19 protein-coding genes are annotated in these 18,433 nt (G+C 70.6%); 8 read left to right on the top strand and 11 right to left on the bottom strand.

Annotated elements, in window-relative coordinates:
- Positions 1-60 precede the first annotated feature (60 nt).
- From KJK29_RS31550 to KJK29_RS31540, 3 genes are all read right to left on the bottom strand, one after another.
- A complete protein-coding gene (locus KJK29_RS31550) occupies positions 61-768 on the bottom strand; it encodes a methionine ABC transporter permease (protein ID WP_215122570.1) in 708 nt (235 codons plus the stop codon).
- On the bottom strand, positions 765-1,799 hold the full coding sequence (locus KJK29_RS31545; protein WP_215122569.1) for a methionine ABC transporter ATP-binding protein: 1,035 nt from the start codon (positions 1,797-1,799) through the stop codon (positions 765-767). Before KJK29_RS31545 ends, KJK29_RS31550 begins: the two co-directional genes overlap by 4 nt.
- Before the next feature lie 379 nt (positions 1,800-2,178).
- On the bottom strand, positions 2,179-2,829 hold the full coding sequence (locus tag KJK29_RS31540; protein ID WP_215122568.1) for an HAD family hydrolase: 651 nt from the start codon (positions 2,827-2,829) through the stop codon (positions 2,179-2,181).
- A 69-nt stretch (positions 2,830-2,898) separates the two neighbouring features.
- On the opposite strand from KJK29_RS31540, the gene KJK29_RS31535 reads away from it, so the two are divergent.
- Positions 2,899-3,258 carry a hypothetical protein gene (locus tag KJK29_RS31535; RefSeq protein ID WP_215122567.1) on the top strand — a complete coding sequence of 120 codons (360 nt, stop codon included), beginning with the start codon at positions 2,899-2,901 and terminating at the stop codon, positions 3,256-3,258.
- On the top strand, positions 3,239-3,670 hold the full coding sequence (locus KJK29_RS31530; protein WP_215122566.1) for a hypothetical protein: 432 nt from the start codon (positions 3,239-3,241) through the stop codon (positions 3,668-3,670). The genes KJK29_RS31535 and KJK29_RS31530 overlap by 20 nt, the downstream gene beginning before the upstream one ends.
- Positions 3,671-3,738: 68 nt before the next feature.
- On the opposite strand, the gene KJK29_RS31525 is transcribed toward KJK29_RS31530, so the two are convergent.
- From KJK29_RS31525 to KJK29_RS31515, 3 genes are all read right to left on the bottom strand, one after another.
- Positions 3,739-4,236, bottom strand: a complete 498-nt coding sequence (locus KJK29_RS31525) for a GNAT family N-acetyltransferase (RefSeq protein WP_215124528.1) — start codon at positions 4,234-4,236, stop codon at positions 3,739-3,741.
- Between the two features lie 57 nt (positions 4,237-4,293).
- The gene (locus KJK29_RS31520) at positions 4,294-4,788 is read right to left on the bottom strand and encodes an RNA polymerase sigma factor (RefSeq protein WP_215122565.1); all 495 of its coding nucleotides are present in this window, start codon (positions 4,786-4,788) and stop codon (positions 4,294-4,296) included.
- Between the two features lie 74 nt (positions 4,789-4,862).
- On the bottom strand, positions 4,863-6,035 hold the full coding sequence (locus KJK29_RS31515) for a glycerophosphodiester phosphodiesterase (RefSeq protein ID WP_215122564.1): 1,173 nt from the start codon (positions 6,033-6,035) through the stop codon (positions 4,863-4,865).
- Positions 6,036-6,423: 388 nt separating this feature from the next.
- On the opposite strand from KJK29_RS31515, the gene KJK29_RS31510 reads away from it, so the two are divergent.
- A complete protein-coding gene (locus KJK29_RS31510; protein ID WP_215122563.1) occupies positions 6,424-7,098 on the top strand; it encodes a lysophospholipid acyltransferase family protein in 675 nt (224 codons plus the stop codon).
- 56 nt (positions 7,099-7,154) lie between these two features.
- Here the strand turns inward: KJK29_RS31510 and KJK29_RS31505 are convergent, their stop codons facing one another.
- The 5 genes from KJK29_RS31505 to KJK29_RS31485 all read right to left on the bottom strand — a co-directional run bounded on the left by KJK29_RS31505 (position 7,155) and on the right by KJK29_RS31485 (position 13,181).
- On the bottom strand, positions 7,155-8,684 hold the full coding sequence (locus KJK29_RS31505) for an MFS transporter (RefSeq protein WP_215122562.1): 1,530 nt from the start codon (positions 8,682-8,684) through the stop codon (positions 7,155-7,157).
- A complete protein-coding gene (locus KJK29_RS31500) occupies positions 8,681-9,232 on the bottom strand; it encodes a TetR/AcrR family transcriptional regulator (protein ID WP_215122561.1) in 552 nt (183 codons plus the stop codon). The genes KJK29_RS31505 and KJK29_RS31500 overlap by 4 nt, the downstream gene beginning before the upstream one ends.
- A gap of 99 nt (positions 9,233-9,331) precedes the next feature.
- On the bottom strand, positions 9,332-10,303 hold the full coding sequence (locus tag KJK29_RS31495) for an aldo/keto reductase (protein WP_215122560.1): 972 nt from the start codon (positions 10,301-10,303) through the stop codon (positions 9,332-9,334).
- Between the two features lie 152 nt (positions 10,304-10,455).
- Entirely contained in the window at positions 10,456-11,889 is a 1,434-nt protein-coding gene (argH, locus tag KJK29_RS31490) for an argininosuccinate lyase (protein ID WP_215122559.1), read from the bottom strand.
- 98 nt (positions 11,890-11,987) lie between these two features.
- Positions 11,988-13,181 (bottom strand): argininosuccinate synthase, encoded by a 1,194-nt coding sequence (locus tag KJK29_RS31485; protein ID WP_215122558.1) that lies wholly within the window; start codon positions 13,179-13,181, stop codon positions 11,988-11,990.
- Between the two features lie 239 nt (positions 13,182-13,420).
- Between KJK29_RS31485 and KJK29_RS31480 the strand changes: the two genes are divergently transcribed.
- The 5 genes from KJK29_RS31480 to KJK29_RS31460 all read left to right on the top strand — a co-directional run bounded on the left by KJK29_RS31480 (position 13,421) and on the right by KJK29_RS31460 (position 18,418).
- Positions 13,421-14,362: a hypothetical protein gene (locus KJK29_RS31480; RefSeq protein ID WP_215122557.1), complete on the top strand. Its 942-nt coding sequence runs from the start codon at positions 13,421-13,423 to the stop codon at positions 14,360-14,362.
- Positions 14,363-14,471: 109 nt separating this feature from the next.
- A complete protein-coding gene (locus tag KJK29_RS31475; protein ID WP_215122556.1) occupies positions 14,472-15,059 on the top strand; it encodes a pyridoxamine 5'-phosphate oxidase family protein in 588 nt (195 codons plus the stop codon).
- A 3-nt stretch (positions 15,060-15,062) separates the two neighbouring features.
- Positions 15,063-15,761: a L,D-transpeptidase family protein gene (locus KJK29_RS31470; RefSeq protein WP_215122555.1), complete on the top strand. Its 699-nt coding sequence runs from the start codon at positions 15,063-15,065 to the stop codon at positions 15,759-15,761.
- A 136-nt stretch (positions 15,762-15,897) separates the two neighbouring features.
- On the top strand, positions 15,898-17,280 hold the full coding sequence (locus tag KJK29_RS31465) for a ferredoxin reductase family protein (protein ID WP_215122554.1): 1,383 nt from the start codon (positions 15,898-15,900) through the stop codon (positions 17,278-17,280).
- A gap of 40 nt (positions 17,281-17,320) precedes the next feature.
- Positions 17,321-18,418, top strand: coding sequence for an FMN-binding protein (locus KJK29_RS31460; protein ID WP_215122553.1), 1,098 nt, complete (start codon positions 17,321-17,323; stop codon positions 18,416-18,418).
- Positions 18,419-18,433: the final 15 nt, after the last annotated feature.

The raw sequence follows: 18,433 nt of genomic DNA, 5'->3' as shown, positions 1-18,433 counted from the left end.
AGTGCCTTTCCTTATGGCCTTGCGAGTGGTGCGGCCCCGTCGTGGGTGGACGGGGAGCTTTCAGGAAGCGGCCTTGAGCAGCCGCAGTTTCGGCGCGGGGCCGGAGTGGGCGCCGCGGCGGTGCAGGGAGCGGGCCGCGTAGTCGCCGGCGAACTGGATGAGCGAGATGACGACGGCGAGGATCGCGACGGTGATCCACATCAGCTGGGTCTCGAAGCGCTGGTAGCCGTAGCGGATGGCGATGTCGCCGAGGCCGCCGGCGCCGACCGTGCCCGCCATGGCCGAGTAGCCGATGAGGGCGACGATCGTGGTGGTGGTGCTGGAGATCAGCGACGGCAGGGACTCGGGGACGAGCACCTTGCGGACGATGGTCCAGGTGTTGCCGCCCATGGCCTGCACGGCCTCGACGAGCCCGTGGTCCACTTCGCGGACGGCCGTCTCGACCAGGCGCGCGAAGAACGGGATGGCTCCGACGGCGAGCGGCACGATGGCGGCCTCGACGCCGATGGTCGTCCCGGTGATGGAGCGGGTGAAGCCCATCAGCGCCACCATCAGGATGATGAACGGCAGGGAGCGGGCGATGTTCACGATCTGCCCGATGACCTTGTTGGCGGCGAGGTTCTGGAGCAGGCCGCCGCGGTCGGTCAGGACCAGCAGGATCCCGAGCGGAAGTCCGCCGATGACGGCGATGAGTGTGGACCAGCCGACCATGTAGAGCGTGTCCCAACACGCCTGTTCCAGCAGTGGCTGCATCTCGGACCAGGTCACTTGACACCCTCCTTCACCAGTTCGGCCTCATGGCCCAGGACGTCGATCTGCAGGCCCTGTTCGCGCAGGAACCCGATCGGTACGACGTTGTCCTCGTAGCGGCCGGGCAGTTCGATGCGCATCCGGCCGACCTGGAGGCCGCCGACGGTGTCGATGGCCGCGCCGAGGATCGATATGTCGATGTTGTAGGTGCGGGCGAGCTGCGAGATGACCGGCTGGGTCGCGCTCTCGCCCTGGAAGGTGACGTCGACGACGGTGCGGTCGTCGCCGGAGGCTTCGCCGCCGAGCGGGAACAGCGCGGAGGCCAGCTCGGAGCCGGGGGTCGCGAGCAGTTCGCTGACCGTGCCCGACTCGACGACGCGGCCGTTCTCCATGAGCGCGGCGGAGTCGCAGACCGACTTCACGACGTCCATCTCGTGTGTGATGAGCAGGACGGTCAGGCCGAGCTGCCGGTTCAGGTCGCGCAGCAGCGCCAGGATGGAGCGGGTGGTCTCCGGGTCGAGGGCGCTGGTGGCCTCGTCGGACAGCAGCACCTTGGGGTCGACGGCCAGGGCGCGGGCGATGCCGACGCGCTGCTTCTGGCCGCCGGAGAGCTGCGCGGGGTAGGCGCCCGCCTTGTCGGCGAGGCCGACCAGGTCGAGCAGTTCCAGCGCCTTGCGGGAGCGTTCCTTGCCGGACTTGCCGAGGATCTCCAACGGCAGCTCGACGTTGTCCTGGACGGTCCGGGAGGACAGCAGGTTGAAGTGCTGGAAGACCATGCCGATCCGGCTGCGTGCCTCGCGCAGTTCCTTTCCGGCGCGCGGGCCGCGGCCGGCCAGGGCGGTGAGGTCCTGTCCGGCGACGGTCACGGTGCCGGAGGTGGGGCGTTCCAGCAGGTTGACGCAGCGGATGAGCGAGGACTTGCCGGCGCCGGACTGGCCGATGACGCCGAACACCTCGCCCTCGCGGACGTGCAGGTCGACGCCGTCCAGGGCGGTGACCTCGCGGCCGCGCGAACGGTAGACCTTGGTCAGGTCCGTTGTGGTGATCACGTGGGTTTCCGTCACTGTCGAGTGCGCGGGCGTGGGTGTGCCCGGGCACAGATGCGTTCGTTCAGGGACGCGACACGGTTCTCGCTGGGGCGGGGAACCGGGGAGAACATGCGCGCGGGGCGGCTTGGCGTCTCGCACCGCTCAGGGCGTGCGGACCTGCCGCTGTCTCGCTTCGGGGCGCGAGCTCAGGGGGTGGTGCGGGGGCCCTCTAGAAGGCGCACATTCGACACATACAACGAGCACCGGGCGTCATGGTCGCCTCGGTCGCGGGGATGCGGTCGCTCGTCGTGGTCATGGTCGCCAGTAAAACACGCGTACGGTCCTGACAGTCACGCCGCTGTCCGCATGCTGGACAGCGGTGAACAGGGGCCGGCAGGCGTCAGCCGCGGAGGGAGATTTCCACCCCCTGCTCGGTGACCAGTGCGGACAGGGCCGACAGGTTCTCGACGATCAGGTCGGCCTCGAGTTCGTGGGCCTGGTGGGTTGTGGTCAACGCCACGGTGGTCATACCGGCGGCCCGGCCGGCCGTGAGACCCGCGGGGGCGTCCTCGAAGACGACGCACCGGGCCGGGTCGACGCCGAGGGTGCGGGCGGCGAGCAGGTACGGCTCGGGGTCGGGCTTGCCGCGGGTGATGTCGTCGGCGGCGACGAGCGTCTTGGGGAGGATGCCGACGGCGTCGAGCCGCGCCTCGGCCAGCCGCCGGGTGGCGGAGGTGACGACGGCCCAGCGCTCGGCGGGCAGGGAGTCGAGGAACGCGCGCGTCCCGGGCAGGAGGTGCACACCGCCGTGGGGCACGTCCTCCACCTCCAGGTCCTCGATCCGCGCGAGGGCCTGCGGCACGATCGCGGCGGGCAGCAGGTCGGCGGCTATCTCGACGGCCGGCCGGCCGTGCAGTTCGACGCGTGCGAAGTCCTCGGCCGTGATCCCGTACTCCACGGCCCACCGCGTCCAGCAGCGGTCCACCGAGTCGAGGGAGGAGACCAGGGTTCCGTCGTTGTCGAACAGCAGGGCTTGCGCGTGGATCTTCATGCCCCCGACCCTACGGTGCGGGCCAGGGCCGGAAGCATCGGGCCTTTTCGGCCGTAATAAGGTCGCAGCATGCTTGCTGCTCTGACGCTGGTGACCGGCGTCGCCGCGCTGCTGCTCGCCGCCTGGTGCGGCCTCGCGGCCTACCGTGACCAGCCGACGAAGGACTGGCACTTCATCGGGATGGCCGTGGTCACCCTGCTGTCGCTGGTGCAGCTGGTGGTGGGGATCGTGCTGCTGGCGCAGGGCGAGAAGCCGGAGCAGGGCACGACGATCTTCGTGGCGTATCTGCTGGGGGCGTTCGCGTGCGTCCCGGCGGCGGGGTTCATGTCACTGGCCGAGCGCACGCGGTGGGGCTCGGTGACCGTTGCCGCCGGCGGTGTGGTGCTGGCGGTGCTGGAGGTGCGGCTCTATGACATCTGGGGAGGCTGAGGTGACTCGGCAGCGGCTGATCAGTGGGCCGGGCACGCTGCTGGTCTGGCTGTACGGCGTGATGGTCGTCGGGGCGGTGTCGCGGTCGGCGTATCAGATCGCTACGGAGTTCGACCGGGCGCCGCTGGCGTACTCGCTGTCGGCGGTGGCGGGGCTGGTGTACGGGTTCATCACGTACTCGTTGGTGCGGGGTGGGGAGACTGCGCGGCGGGCGGCGCTGGTGTGTTGTGTCGCGGAGTTGGTGGGTGTGCTGACGGTGGGGACCTGGACGTTGGTCGAACCGTCCGCGTTTCCTGACGCGACTGTGTGGTCGGACTTCGGGATGGGGTATCTGTTCATCCCGGTGTTGTTGCCGCTGTCCGCCATTTACTGGCTTCGGGCTTCGCGTTCGCGGGATGGGGATGCCGCCTGAGGTGAGCAGGCGGCCGCGGGCCGGATGTGGCTTGTCGCGCAGTTCCCCGCGCCCCTAAAAGGCCGGCATCAAGCCGTCGCCGCGTAGGCGCCGGCCGGCTTCTCCAGGACGATCATGGGGATGCCGTCCGCGCCCTGGGACGTGCCCACCGTTTCGTAGCCCACCTTGCGGTAGAGGCGGAGGTTGCCCTCGTTGCGGTGGCCGGTGTGGAGGCGGAAGCGCTTGGCGCCGTGCTGGCCGGCGAGGGCCGATTCGGCCGCTCGGAGGAGGCGGGCTCCGATGCCGTGGCCCTGGAGGCGCGGGTGGACGCAGAGCTTCCCGATCGCGGCGGCGCCGTCCTCGGTGACCGAGCCGCGGACCGAGCCGACGACCTCGTCGCCGAGCCGGGCCACGAAGACGCAGTCCCGGGTGACCTCCTCGCGGACCGAGTCGAGGGTTTGGACGAGCGGGTCGATGCGGTAGTTCCCGTACAGCGCCGCCTCCCGCTGGAAGCACAGGTACTGCAGCCTGAAGATCTGCTCCGCGTCCTGCTCGGTCGCCGCAGAGATGGTCACGCTCATGCCCATGTGCGCACGCCTCCCGCTCATCTGATCACCTGTCGTCCCCCACTCCTATCCCCGTCCTCAGTGGGCCGCAACCTCCGGCGCGAGCAATCTGCGCAGACATCCCAGGCATCTGGAACGTTCCGGGCCAAGACTCCCCTGTGACATACCCAACTCCCCTGCGATTTCCCGGTATGTCAGGTCCTGTGGGGAGAGCAGCGCCTCGATCAGCCGGGGGCAGCGGCCCGGGAGGCGGCGTACGGCCGCGCGCAGGGCACGGCCGCGGGCGGCGGTGAGGGCGAGCTGCTCGGGGTCGCGGTCACTGTCGTCGACGGGTTCGCCGACGTACGGCCGTTCGAGGCGGCTCGTACGGCGGGTGCGGCGGGCCTCCGAGCGGACGGCGCGGCGGAGCCACCCCTGGGGGTCGAGCGGCGGGTCGTCGGCGTCGAGGCGCTCCAGCAGGCGGAGCCAGACCGCCTGCTCCAGGTCGCTCGGCTCGGTTCCGGCGGCATATGCCTCCGCGGAGGCCTCGGCGGTGAGCAGCGGGCTCAGGGCGGTGACCAGGTCGGGCGTCATATGCGGAGCGACGCGGCCGCCCGGGCGGCGGGTTGCCCGGGCGGCCGAAGCTCACTCGACCGGGTGGTGTGAGCTCAGCTGTTGACGAAGTCCTCGCGGGCCAGCACGCCTGTGTCGGGCTGGTCGGTGAAGACGCCGTCGATGCCGGTCGCGAAGTACGCCTTGTACGCGCCGAAGACATCACCGTAGGCGTCCGCTTCCGTGCCCTTGCGGAAGTTCGCGGGCAGGAAGGGGTTCTCGTTGCGCAGGGTCCACGGGTGCAGGATCAGCCCCACCTTGTGCGCGTCCGCGACGAGCGTCGTCGGCTGCGTGAGATTGCCCTTGGCGTCGCGCGGGATGACCAGGTCGAGGGTCGGGCCGATGCCCTGCGCGTAGGAGGCGATCTCCCGGAGGCCGGCCGGCTTGACCAGGTCGGCGACGGTGCGCGGGTCGCCCGTCTCGACGAAGTCCCAGGGGCGGGTGTCCGCCGACGACAGCAGGACGACCAGGGGGTTGTCGACGAGCTTGTTGAGGCGCTCGATGCTGGTCGGCTCGAAGGACTGGATGACGACCGGGGAGGTCCGCCGGTCCTTGCGGTACTTGCGCAGCACCTTGGCGACCCGCTCCTCCAGCGGCAGGCCCTGCTTGCGGAAGTAGGTGGGGTGCTTGATCTCGGGGTAGATCCAGACCTGCTTGCCGCGCTTGCGGGTCTGCTCGTCCTGCCACTTCAGGACTTCTTCGAAGGTGGGGATCTCCCAGCGGCCGTTGTAGAGGGTGTTGTGCGGGCGGTTGGCCGGGATGCGCTCGATCGCGCGCAGCGTCTTCAGCTCGGCGAGCGTGAAGTCCTCGGTGAACCAGCCGGTGGTGGAGACACCGTCGAGGAGCTTGGTCTTCTTGCGGCCGGCGAACTCGGGGTGGTCGGCGACATCGGTGGTGCCGCCGATCTCCGGCTCGTGCCGGCAGACCAGGTGCCCGTCCTTCGTCGGCACCAGGTCGCCCGCCTCGACGATGTCGGCGCCCAGGTCGAGGGCCAGCTGGTACGAGCCCAGCGTGTGCTCCGGGCGGTAGCCGCTGGCTCCGCGGTGGCCGACGATCGTCGGCTTGGGCAGGCTCCCCAGTCCGCCGCGTCCGCCGCCGTGCCGGGAGCCGTCCGCTCGCGCGGTGCCGGTCATGCCGAGGACCGCTCCACCGGCGGTGAGCACCGCCGCGCCGAGCAGGGCCCGCCGTCCGGTCCCGCTCGTTTCTTCGTTCGACTCCTGCGTTCCCATGTGAGCGCCCTCCCTGCCGTTCGACTCGTCACTGCGGGCTGATCGTAGGGGCGCGTACATGACGGGTGGGAGACCCCGCGCGGAACACGCGGGTGACGCCGGATGTCGTAGTGGCTGGTGGGGAGGGTGATCTGACGATTCGTCGCACCCCGTTCGATTCGGCGCGGCGGTTCTGGGAACGCGTCCGGTGGCGTCCGAGGCGATGTCCGTCACATCATGGCGGCCGGGTTACAGACCGCCGATGAGGCGCCACCGCAGGTAAACACGCGTCAACAGTGCGTAAGGCCTCGGTTAAGTCGTCGTGCCCGATGTGCGCGACCCCCGGGGCCACGAGTATCGTCCCCACCTGCACATACTCATACAGATTCCCTTGACACCGGAGGGTCCGTTGTCCCGCTTCGCGCTCATCAAGGCAGTGCTCGGTCCGGTCATGCGCCTGATGTTCCGCCCACAGGTGGAAGGTGCGGAGCACATTCCCGGCGACGGTCCGGTCATCCTGGCCGGCAACCACCTGACGTTCATCGACTCGATGATCCTGCCGCTGGTCTGCGACCGGCAGGTGTTCTTCATCGGCAAGGACGAGTACGTCACCGGCAAGGGCCTCAAGGGCCGGCTGATGGCCTGGTTCTTCACCGGCGTCGGCATGATCCCGGTCGACCGCGACGGCGGCCGGGGCGGGGTCGCGGCCCTGATGACCGGGCGCCGGGTGCTGGACGAGGGCCGGGTGTTCGGCATCTACCCGGAGGGCACCCGCTCGCCCGACGGGCGGCTGTACCGGGGGCGTACCGGTATCGCCCGGCTCACGCTGATGACGGGCGCGCCGGTGGTGCCGTTCGCGATGATCGGCACGGACCGGCTGCAGCCGGGCGGCGCGGGTCTCCCCCGCCCGGGCAAGGTCACCGTGCGGTTCGGTGAGGCGATGGAGTTCTCCCGGTACGAGGGGATGGACCGGGACCGCTATGTGCTGCGGGCCGTGACGGACTCGGTGATGAGCGAGGTCATGCGGCTGTCCGGGCAGGAGTACGTGGACATGTACGCCAGCAAGGCCAAGGAAGCCGCCTAGTTCTGCGGGCCGCGGGGGTGTGAGGGCGACAAGCTCTCACACCCCCGCGGGCTTTCTCAGTGTTCCGTCCCGCTCTCCAGTCGCTGCCCCCGCATCAGGAACCACGCCGCCACCGCCGCGGCCAGCAGGACCGCCGCGCCGACCCCGGCGGCGAGGGCCAGGCCGTCGACGAAGGACGTGCGGGCCGCGTCCAGCATCACCGCCGCGCTGTGCGCGGGCATGCTCGCGGCCGCCTCGACGGCACCGCCGAGTGACTCGTGGGCCGCGGCCGGGGTGCCCGCCGGGCCGGTGAAGTCGCGGTAGACGCCGGTCACGATGGAGCCGAGCACGGCGATACCGAGGGCCGCGCCGAGTTCGTACGCCGTCTCGGACACGGCCGAGGCGGAGCCCGCCTGCTCCTTGGGCACGCTGGAGAGGATCACGTCGGCGGTGACCGTGAAGGAGAGACCGGCACCGACGCCGACGACCAGCAGCGCGGACCCGAGCAGCGGGTAGCCGGTGGTCTGGCCGATCACCGTGAGCGCGGCCAGCGCCAGGCCGATCGCCGCCAGACCCCCGGCGACGACGGCCCGCACCGAGAAACGGCGGGCCGCGCGCCCCGCGGCCAGTCCGGCCACCACCGCGCCGATGGCGGCGGGCAGCTCGGCCAGACCCGCCTCGAAGGGGCGCCTGCCCTGGACAAGTTGCAGGTACTGGGAGAGGAAGAACACCAGCCCGGACAGGCCGAGAATGGTCAGCAGGTCCGCCAGTACGGCTCCGCTGAAGCCGCGGTGGCGGAACAGCCGCATGTCCAGCAGCGGGGCGGGGAGCGTGAGCTGACGGCGTACGAACCCGTACAGGGCGGCCGCGCCCAGCAGACCGGCGGCCAGGGTGGCCCAGGCGAAGCCGTGGGTGGCGGCCTCCTTGATCGCGTACACGACACCGACCATGCCGACCAGCGACAGCACGACGCTGACCAGGTCCCAGGGCCCGGCGTTCGCGGTCCGCGACTCGGGCAGCAGCTTGATGCCGACGAGGACCAGGACCGCCATCACGGGCAGGTTGATCAGGAAGACCGAGCCCCACCAGAAGTGCTCCAGCAGGAACCCGCCGACGATCGGGCCCACGGCCGTACCGGCGGAGGCGGTGGCGCCCCAGATGCCGACGGCGAGACTGCGCTCGCGCGGGTCGTGGAAGAGGTTGCGGATCAGCGCGAGCGTGGCCGGCATCAGGGTGGCACCGGCGACGCCCAGCAGGGCCCGCGCGACGATCATCATCTCGGGGGTGGTGGCATAGGCGTTGAACACGGATATCGCGCCGAACGCCGTGGCACCGATCAGCAGGATCCGCTTGCGGCCGATGCGGTCGCCGAGGCTGCCCATGGAGACGAGCAGACCGGCGATGACGAACGAGTAGACGTCGCCGATCCACAGCAGCTGTGTGCCGGAGGGCTTCAGGTCCTCGCTGATGTAGGGGGTCGCGAGACCGAGCACGGTCGCGTCGACGGCCACCAGCAGCACGGCGAGCACGAGGACGGCGAGTGCGAGCCAGCGGCCCGGGCGCTTCACCGCCTCGGTCGCTTCCGCCGTCTGCAAGGTGCTGGTCATGGTTCCTCTCTCCGTAGTGCGCCGCCGAGCAGCAGCTCGACGATCATGTGCTGGAAGTCCTTGGGGGCACCCTTGCCGCTGTGCACCATCCAGGCGCCGGAGGCCATCAGGCCGTAGAGCGCCTCGGTGAGCCAGGCCGGGGTGAGGTCGATACGGAACTCGCCGCCGAGCTGGCCGCGCCGGAACAGGGCGGAGATCCGGTCGTCTATCAGGGTCCAGCCCGCGTTCATCTCCTCGCCCTCGAACAACTGGTTCTCGGAGTAGAGGAACGCGAGCAGTCCGGCGACGGGCTCGATGGCCCCGACCAGTCGGCGTACGGCGTCGCTCGCCGTGCCCTCGTCGAGCCGGGCCGCGTCCAGGGCGGCCTCGCACTCCGCGATGCCCAGCGACTCCAGGGCGCGGACGAGGACGTCCCGTCCGGCGAAGTGGCGGTGCAGCGTGGCGCGGCTGATCCCGGCGGCCTTGGCGACCTCGTCCATGGTCGCGGTGGATTTACGGGTCAGCAGGGCCGCGGCGGCGCGCAGCACGTGATCAGGATCGACAGCCATGAGACGAGCATAGCCCAGATGAGACAATGATGTCTCATCCCGGGCATGCTTGGCTCACGGCCGGCGGTTTACGGAGAGGTGATGCTCAGTACTCAGCGCTCAGTGCCAGGGCAGCTGACCGCGCCGCTCCCAGTACGCGTGCGGTTCCTCGACCAGCGTGGCGAGGCGGGTCAGCTGGTCGTCGTCGAGGTCGACGGCCGCGGCGTGCAGGTTCGAGGCGAGCTGGTTGGTGGTGGCGGCGCCGGATAGGACCACACCGGCCCAGGGCTGTCGCAGGATCACGGCGAGGGCGACGGCGTCGCAGCCAAGGTCCGCTTCCTCGGCGACCTCCCGCAGTACGTCCGGGGCGTGCGGCCCGGCGAGCCGGCCGTTGGCCATGCCCTCCTTGACGATCACGGTGAGCCCGGCGTCGTGCGCCTCGGCGAGGGCGGGCGCGGCGGAGGTCTCCAGCGCGTTGTACGTGGACTGGACGGTACGGAAGAGGGGTTCGCCGTCGACCGTCACGGCGAGGGCGGCGCGGATGGCGTCCGCCTGGGCCGGGCCGCTGGTGGAGAAGCCGATGGTGAGGCCCTGGGCCGCGGCCTCCGCGAGCTTCGCGTGCAGTTCCTTGTCGGTGAGGGCCGGGCTGTCCGGGGTCACCGAGTGGATCTGGTAGAGGTCGAGCCGGTCGCCGAGCAGCTCGTCGCTCTCCGCGCGCTGCCGTTCGTAGGTGGGCAGGGCGTGGTCCTTGACCTCGTGGTGGTCGGCGTCGGTGGACCAGTCGGCGGTGTAGGTGTAGCCCCACTTGCTGCCGACGACGATGTCGTCGAAGGCGGGCCTTGCGTGGAGCCAGTCGGCGAGGAACTCCTCCGAGCGGCCGTAGGAGCGGGCGGCGTCGAAGTAGCGGACGCCTTGGGCGTATGCGGCGTCGAGGAGTTCGTGGGTGCGGTTGCGGAGTGTCTCTACGCTGCGGTCTTCTCCGAGGTCTTCGTCTCGGCCGAGGTTGATGTAGCCCGGGCGTCCTACGGCGGCGAGGCCTAGTCCGATGTGACAGGTGGGAGTGGTTGCGGTCGCGAGGCGGGCGAAGGGCATCGCGGGCTCCGTTCGGTCGGCTCCGGTTCGGCTTCGACCCAACGTAACCCGCGATGACCTTCGCCTCAGAGCTCGGGACTTGCGGTGTTTTGCGGGTGCGGGGTTGTGGGGGCTTGTCGCGCAGTTCCCCGCGCCCCTAGAGGGCGATTCCCTCAGGCCTGCTTCTTGGCCACTGCCCACTCGTGCTGGGCCGACACGTCCGCCTTCACCTCTGTCAGCTGGGTGGCGACCGCGCTCGGGGCCGTGCCGCCCCTGCCGTTGCGGGAGGCCAGGGCGCCGGGGACGTTGAGGACGGTGCGGACCTCGGGGGTCAGGTGGGAGGAGATCTTGGCGAACTGCTCGTCCGTCAGCTCGTCCAGTTCCTTGTTCTCCGCCTCGGCGACCTTCACGCACTCGCCGGCGACCTCGTGGGCGACGCGGAAGGGGACGCCCTGCTTGACCAGCCACTCGGCGATGTCCGTGGCGAGGGAGAAGCCTGCCGGGGCCAGTTCCTCCATGCGCTCGCGGTGGACCGTGAGGGTGGCCATCATGCCGGTGAAGGCCGGCAGCAGGACCTCCAGCTGGTCGATGGAGTCGAAGACCGGCTCCTTGTCCTCCTGGAGGTCGCGGTTGTACGCGAGGGGAAGGGCCTTGAGCGTGGCCAGCAGGCCCGTCAGGTTGCCGATCAGACGGCCGGACTTGCCGCGGGCCAGCTCCGCGATGTCCGGGTTCTTCTTCTGCGGCATGATCGACGAGCCCGTGGAGAACGCGTCGTGCAGGGTCACGAAGGAGAACTCCTTCGTGTTCCAGATGATGACCTCCTCGGCGATCCGGGAGAGGTTGACCCCGATCATCGCCGTGATGAAGGCGAACTCGGCGACGAAGTCACGCGAGGCCGTACCGTCGATGGAGTTGCCCGCGGAGCCGTGCTCGAACCCGAGGTCCTTCGCCACCGCCTCCGGGTCCAGGCCGAGGGACGAACCCGCCAGGGCGCCCGAGCCGTAGGGCGAGACGGCCGTGCGCGCGTCCCACTGGCGCAGTCGCTCCGCGTCCCGGGAGAGGGACTGGACATGGGCCAGGACGTGGTGCGCGAAAAGGACCGGCTGCGCGTGCTGGAGGTGCGTACGGCCGGGCATCGCCACGTCGGGGTGCGCCTCGGCGAGGCCGATCAGGGCGTCCTGGAGCTCCGCGATCAGGCCGCCGACGACCCGGGCGTGGTCGCGCAGGTACATCCGGAAGAGGGTGGCGACCTGGTCGTTGCGGGAGCGGCCCGCGCGCAGCTTACCGCCGAGGTCGGGGCCGAGCCGCTCCAGCAGGCCGCGCTCCAGCGCGGTGTGCACGTCCTCGTCGGCGATGGTGCCGACGAAGGAGCCGTCGGCGACGTCCGCTTCGAGCCGGTCCAGGCCTTCGAGCATCCTCGTCAGCTCGTCGTCCGTGAGCAGTCCTGCCTTGTGCAGCACGCGCGCGTGCGCACGCGAACCGGCGATGTCGTACGGCGCGAGCCGCCAGTCGAAGTGGACGGACGCGGACAGCTTCGCCAGGGCCTCGGCGGGACCGTCGGCGAAACGGCCGCCCCAGAGCCGGACGTCACCGCTGTTGCTGCTCACTTGCGTTGCTCCTAGAGAGGTGTGGATGTGACGCGGACCTGTGGATGCGGGCCGTAGGACGAAGACCTTTATACGCCCGGGCCGGGTCCCGTGAACGCCTACGCGAGGTCGCGCTTCGCCGCGATCTTCGACGACAGGCTGTAGATGTCGATGAAGCCCTTGGCCGCGGACTGGTCGAAGGTGTCGCCCGTGTCGTAGGTCGCGAGGTCGAAGTCGTACAGCGACTGCTGCGAGCGCCGGCCGGTGACGACCGCGCGGCCGCCGTGCAGGGTCATCCGGACGTCGCCGGTGACGTGCTGGTTCGCCTCGTCGACGAAGCCGTCCAGGGCGCGCTTGAGCGGGGAGAACCACTGACCGTCGTAGACCAGCTCGCTCCAGCGCTGCTCGACGCCGCGCTTGTAGCGGGCGAGTTCACGCTCGACGGTGACGCTCTCCAGCTCCTGGTGGGCGGTGATCAGAGCGATGGCGCCCGGGGCCTCGTAGACCTCGCGCGACTTGATGCCGACGAGCCGGTCCTCGACCATGTCGATCCGGCCGATGCCCTGGGCGCCGGCGCGCTCGTTGAGCTGCTGGATCGCCTGGAGGACGGTGACGGGCCTGCCGTCGACCGCGACCGGGACGCCCTCCTTGAAGGAGATGATCACCTCGTCGGGCTCCCGGGGGAGAGCCGGGTTCTCGGTGTACTCGTAGATGTCCTCGATCGGCGCGTTCCAGATGTCCTCGAGGAAGCCGGTCTCGATGGCGCGGCCGAAGACGTTCTGGTCGATGGAGTACGGCGACTTCTTGGAGGTCGCGATCGGCAGGCCCTTGGCCTCGCAGAAGGCGATGGCCTTGTCGCGGGTCATGGCGTAGTCGCGGACCGGGGCGATGCACTTCAGGTCGGGGGCGAGGGCGACGATGCCGGCCTCGAAGCGGACCTGGTCGTTGCCCTTGCCGGTGCAGCCGTGGGCGACGGTGGTGGCGCCGTGCTTCCGGGCGGCGGCGACGAGGTGCTTGACGATCGTCGGCCGGGACAGGGCGGAGACCAGCGGGTAGCGGTCCATGTAGAGGGCGTTGGCCTTGATCGCCGGGAGGCAGTACTCCTCGGCGAACTCGTCCCTGGCGTCCGCCACCTCGGCCTCGACGGCACCGCAGGCGAGCGCGCGCTTGCGGATGACGTCCAGGTCCTCGCCGCCCTGGCCGACGTCGACCGCGACCGCGATGACCTCGGCGCCCGTCTCCTCGGCGATCCAGCCGATGGCGACGGAGGTGTCAAGACCGCCTGAGTAGGCGAGTACGACGCGCTCGGTCACGGGTTCTTCCCCTCATACTGCGAATACCGACCTGCATGAGTATGCAGAGCGCTGCATGATTCGTCAATCCGATGCGGGTCCGGGCGCGAAGCCGACAGCGGTTATTGGTCAGGCCGAGAAGAATTTGAAGATCCTTTGAACGCGGGAAACCGCTTACTCGTACCTCTCGCCGAACGCAGGCGCCGCGTTTCAGCACACCGAGGACACCCCCGTCCCCCGACCCCTAGTGAGGCATCCGCATGTCCAGGGCTCTTCCGAAGTACAACAAGCGTCGCGTCGCGTTCATCGGCGGCGCCGCCGCGGTGGCACTGTCCGGCACGGTGATCGCCGGCTTCGCCCTCGCCGGGGAGGAGACGCCCGCGAGCGGTGGGACGAACGCCCGGACGCTGGCGGGCCCCGGCACCATCTCGTGCCCGGACGTCACCGGGCAGCTGCCCGCGGTGCCCGCTTCGGCGCAGGCGGAGGTCGACAGCAACCTCGCCCAGCTGAACACCCAGATCCAGGAGGCCAACAAGCGCCTCGTCGACACCGTCGGCCAGGGCGGACCCAACTTCGTCCAGAACGCCATCCTCGGCCCGCTGGAGGACAAGCGCGTCGCCGCCCTCAACCGCATCGAGACCGCCATCGGCCGCGCCGCCGAGAAGCCCGAGGGGCTTGAGGCCTTCGCCGCCTGCCAGCTCGACGCCGACGGCGGCGCCGGGGCGGGCGAGGCGGCCGAAGGCGAGGCGGGCGCCGGTGAGGAGGCCGGTGCCGAGGCAGGTGCGGGCGCCGAGGCCGGAGCGGAGGCGGGCGCCGAGGCCGGAGCCGAAGCGGGTGCGGGTGCCGAGGCCGGTGCGGGTGCCGGCGAGGACGCGGGCGCGGGTGCGGGCGAGGCGGGGAACGCCGGCGCCGGTGCCATCAGCTGCCCGGACGTCACCGGCGAGCTGCCCGCGATCCCCGCCTCCGCGCAGGCCGAGGTCGACCGCAACCTGGCGCAGCTGGACACCCAGATCGCGGAGGCGAACAAGCGCCTCGTCGACACCGTCGGCCAGGGCGGACCCAACTTCGTCCAGAACGCCATCCTCGGCCCGCTGGAGGACAAGCGCGTCGCCGCCCTCAACCGCATCGAGACCGCCATCGGCCGCGCCGCCGAGAAGCCCGAAGGCCTCGAGGCCTTCGCCGCCTGCCAGCTCAACCAGTGAGGTGACAGGCGCTGTGGCCGCCCCGAGTGAGCGCCGGCCGGGGCGGCCACGGGCCCCTCGCTCATAATTCCTTAGACAGTCGAAAGACCTGCGCCCATAATCGTTTGACATGGGAAAGACTCATGAGCGCATAGACGGCCGGCTCCGCTCGTTCATCGAGGCGCAGCCGGTCTTCTTCACCGCCACCGCTCCCCTGTCCGCCAACGGCACGGTCAACCTCTCCCCCAAAGGGCTCAAGGGCTCCTTCGCGGTGCTCGACGAGCACACCGTCGCCTACCTCGACTTCGCCGGTTCCAACGCCGAGACCATCGCCCATCTGCGGGAGAACGGGCGGATCACCCTGATGTGGTGCGCCTTCCAGGGCCCGCCGAACATCGTCCGCGTGCACGGGCGGGGCGAGCCGGTCTTCCGCGACGACCCGCGCTTCGGGGAACTCCTCGCCCGCTTCCCGGACATCGACCCGTCCCAGCACGGCCTGCGCGCGATCATCGTCGTGACGGCCGAACTCGTCCGTGACACCTGCGGCTACGCGGTGCCCTTCATGGAGTACGAGGCGGAGCGCGATCTGCACTCCAAGCGCTTCGCGCGCGAGGACGACGCCTCGCTCGACGCCTACTTCACCAAGAAGGAACACATCGCGACCAGCCTGGACGGACTACCCGGGCTGCCGTTGCCGCTGCCTCCCTCTACGGTCTGAGACATGCGCCCCGGTGCCGTCGCCCTCGCCGTCTCCTCCCTCCTCACGCTCGGGGCCGTGCCGCCCGCACAGGCGGCGCCCCTGCCGGACCGGATGGCGGACACCGGCGGCGGCACCCAGCTCCTCACCGCGGTGGCCCCGGAGCGGGCCTCCACCAAGGGCACGGTCACCTGGTGGGACCGCAAGGGCGGGCGGTGGGTGAAGGCCGGCTCCGCGCCCGCGCGCTTCGGAGCGAACGGCCTCGTCGAGGGCACCGCCCGCAGGCAGGGCACCGACACCACACCCACGGGCCTGTACGGACTGCCGTACGCCTTCGGCATCAAGGCGGCGCCGCGGGGGACGGCGTACACCTACCGCCGGGTGCACCGGGACTCCTGGTGGTGCCAGGACAACGACTCCCGCTCCTACAACCGCTGGACCGAGCCGCGCGCGGCCGACTGCCGGGCCGCCGAGTCCGAGCAGCTCATCACCTACCGGGCGCAGTACGCGTACGCGCTGGTCATCGACTTCAACTACGAGCGTCCCGTCCGGGGGCGTGGCGCGGGCATCTTCCTGCATGTCGACGGGCGGGGAGCGACGGCCGGCTGCGTCTCCGTGCCGAGGGACGCGATGCGGCGGATCCTCGTCTGGGCCGATCCGGCGAAGCATCCCCACATCGCCGTCGGGACGAAGAGCGGCACCACCGGCGTCACGCGCTACTGACGCGGGGACGCCAAGCGGGCGCGCGGGCGTATTACCGCCGGTCACTTCCGTCCGCACATGACTCGGTACGCGGCTGAACACTCCCGTGTCCCGACACGTATCTGTGGGCCAAGGGTCAAGTCCCCACGGAGGAACCGTGACCACCACGCTCGCAGGCGGCCGTGCCGCCCGTCGCCAGACGATGCGCCGCATCCGCCCGCGCCGCTCCCCGGCCGTCCCGCTGCTGATCGCCCTGTGGGCGGGAGCGGCGGCCGTGCTGTGGCTGTGGTGGGACAACACACCGTCCCTCGCGGACAACGCGAGCAAGATCCTGGCCGCCGGCCGGATCACCGGCCTGCTCGCCGGCTATCTCATGGCGCTGGTGGTGCTCCAGATGGCCCGGGTGCCCGCGCTGGAGCGCCGGGTGGGTACCGACCGGGTCGCCCGCTGGCACGCCATGACCGGCCGCTACACGCTCTGCCTGGTCCTCGCGCATGTCTTCCTCACCATGTGGGGCTACGCCCTGCAGGCGGGCAAGGGACTCGGCGACATCGTCCAGCAGACGACCGACTCCATCAACCAGCTGCCTGACATGGGCAAGGCCGCCATCGGCACGGGCCTGCTGTTCGTCATCGGGATCCTCTCGATCGGCGGGGTGCGCCGGATGATCGGGTACGACACCTGGTACCACGTGCACCTGCTCACCTATGTGTCGGTGTACATGACGTTCTGGCACCAGATCACGACCGGCAACGAGTTCGCCGTCGAGCCGGCCGCGAAGACCTTCTGGTACGGGCTGTACGGCGTGGTGACCGCGCTGGTGCTCTGGTACCGGATCATCACCCCGATCCGTCTGAACCTGCGGCACCGTATGCGGGTCGAGGCGGTCATCGAGGAGACCCCGGGCATCGTGTCGGTGCTGATCGGCGGGCGCAAGCTGCACCGGATGGGCGCGGAGGCCGGGCACTTCTTCCGCTGGCGGTTCAAGGCGCCCGGCATGCGCTTCAGTTCGCACCCGTACTCCCTGTCCGCGGCGCCCCGACCGGACATGCTGCGGATCACCGTCAAGGCGATCGGCGACCACACGTCCCGGCTGCGCGAGCTCCAGCCCGGCACCAAGGTGTGGGCCGAGGGCCCGTACGGCGCGATGACCGCGCAGCGCCGCAGCCGCGGCAAGGTACTGCTGGTCGCGGGGGGTGTCGGCATCACTCCGATGCGGGCCCTGTTCGAGACGCTGCCGGGCGCGTCCGGCGACATCACCCTTCTCTACCGGGCCAATACCACCCAGGACCTGGCGCTGTGGGGCGAGCTGGCCAAGATCGCCGACGAGCGCGGCGCGCGGCTGATGTACGCAGTCAACAGCCCCGACGGGGAGCGCCCCGACATCTCCGCGGAGTCCCTCCAGCGGAAGATCCCCGACGTCGACGACCACGACGTCTTCATGTGCGGGCCGCCCGGCTTCGCGCAGTCGGTCTACGAAGCACTGCGCGGCGCGGGAGTCCCCGCCCGCCGTATCCATCACGAGTCGTTCGAGATGTGAGCGACGGGACATCAACGGCCCTTCAGGAGCTTGAGAAACGATGAGGAAGTCTCACCCCGTCCGGCGTGCCGTGCTCGCCGGCGCAGCCACCGTCTCCGGAATCGTGCTGCTGCTGTCCATGAAGCCGGCCTCCGACCCGGGCGGTGCCCAGGCGGCCGGCGGCCAGGTCCCGCCCGCCGCGGCCGGGCAGGCGCCGCAGGGCGGCGTGAACGGCGCCGTCACCGGTGACGCGCAGCAGACGGAGTACGGCCCGATCCAGGTCCGTCTGACCATGAGCGGCGGAAAGATCACTCAGGCCGAGGCGGTCCAGGCCCCCAAGGGCGGACGCAGCGACCAGATCACCGCCAGCTCGGTACCCCGCCTCAACCAGGCGGCGGTCGCGGCGCAGAGCGCGGAGATCGACGCCGTCTCGGGCGCCACCTACACCAGCGCCGGCTACAAGAAGTCCCTCCAGTCGGCCCTGGACAAGGCCAAGGCCGCGGGCGGTGCAGCGCAGGGCTCGGGCAACGCCCAGACGCTCACCGGCGACGCGGTGCAGACGGAGTACGGCCCGGTCCAGGTCCGTGTCACGGTCGCGGGCGGGAAGATCACCAAGGCCGAGGCGGTCCAGGCCCCCAAGGGCGGACGCAGCGACCAGATCACCGCCAGCTCGGTGCCCCGCCTCAACCAGGCGGCGGTCGCGGCCGGGAACGCGCAGATCGACGCCGTCTCGGGCGCGACCTACACGAGCGCGGGCTACAAGAAGTCGCTCCAGTCCGCGCTGGACAAGGCTCCGGCAGGGGGCGGCGGCGCCGCGCAGGACTCCGGGCAGGGCGCAGGTGCGGGTGCGGGAGCGGGAGCGGGTGCCGGGGCGGGCAGTGCCCAGGCCAAGACGGTCACGGGCACGGCCGCGCAGACCCAGTACGGTCCCGTCCAGGTCCGGATCACCGTCGCGGGCGGGAAGATCACCAAGGCCGAGGCGGTCCAGGCCCCCAAGGGCGGACGCAGCGACCAGATCACCTCCTCCTCCGTCCCCCGCCTCAACCAGGCCGCCGTGGCTGCCGGGAACGCGCAGATCGACGCCGTCTCCGGTGCCACCTACACCAGCGCGGGCTACAAGCAGTCCCTCCAGTCGGCGCTGGACCAGGCCGGTGGCTGACACGGTGGCCGACTC

The organism is Streptomyces koelreuteriae (assembly GCF_018604545.1).
GTDB classification, from domain to species: Bacteria; Actinomycetota; Actinomycetes; order Streptomycetales; family Streptomycetaceae; genus Streptomyces; species Streptomyces koelreuteriae.
The sequence above is the reverse complement of the archived record's forward strand: the minus strand, read 5'-3'. Positions and strand labels throughout refer to the sequence as shown.

Excerpts from the sequence above, each read along its gene's own strand:
- KJK29_RS31540 (WP_215122568.1), bottom strand. The coding sequence starts at position 2,829 with ATGAAGATCCACGCGCAAGCCCTGCTGTTCGACAACGACGGAACCCTG.
- KJK29_RS31535 (WP_215122567.1), top strand. The coding sequence starts at position 2,899 with ATGCTTGCTGCTCTGACGCTGGTGACCGGCGTCGCCGCGCTGCTGCTC.
- KJK29_RS31530 (WP_215122566.1), top strand. The coding sequence starts at position 3,239 with ATGACATCTGGGGAGGCTGAGGTGACTCGGCAGCGGCTGATCAGTGGG.
- KJK29_RS31525 (WP_215124528.1), bottom strand. The coding sequence starts at position 4,236 with ATGGGCATGAGCGTGACCATCTCTGCGGCGACCGAGCAGGACGCGGAG.
- KJK29_RS31520 (WP_215122565.1), bottom strand. The coding sequence starts at position 4,788 with ATGACGCCCGACCTGGTCACCGCCCTGAGCCCGCTGCTCACCGCCGAG.
- KJK29_RS31515 (WP_215122564.1), bottom strand. The coding sequence starts at position 6,035 with ATGGGAACGCAGGAGTCGAACGAAGAAACGAGCGGGACCGGACGGCGG.
- KJK29_RS31505 (WP_215122562.1), bottom strand. The coding sequence starts at position 8,684 with ATGACCAGCACCTTGCAGACGGCGGAAGCGACCGAGGCGGTGAAGCGC.
- KJK29_RS31500 (WP_215122561.1), bottom strand. The coding sequence starts at position 9,232 with ATGGCTGTCGATCCTGATCACGTGCTGCGCGCCGCCGCGGCCCTGCTG.
- KJK29_RS31495 (WP_215122560.1), bottom strand. The coding sequence starts at position 10,303 with ATGCCCTTCGCCCGCCTCGCGACCGCAACCACTCCCACCTGTCACATC.
- KJK29_RS31480 (WP_215122557.1), top strand. The coding sequence starts at position 13,421 with ATGTCCAGGGCTCTTCCGAAGTACAACAAGCGTCGCGTCGCGTTCATC.
- KJK29_RS31475 (WP_215122556.1), top strand. The coding sequence starts at position 14,472 with ATGGGAAAGACTCATGAGCGCATAGACGGCCGGCTCCGCTCGTTCATC.
- KJK29_RS31470 (WP_215122555.1), top strand. The coding sequence starts at position 15,063 with ATGCGCCCCGGTGCCGTCGCCCTCGCCGTCTCCTCCCTCCTCACGCTC.
- KJK29_RS31460 (WP_215122553.1), top strand. The coding sequence starts at position 17,321 with ATGAGGAAGTCTCACCCCGTCCGGCGTGCCGTGCTCGCCGGCGCAGCC.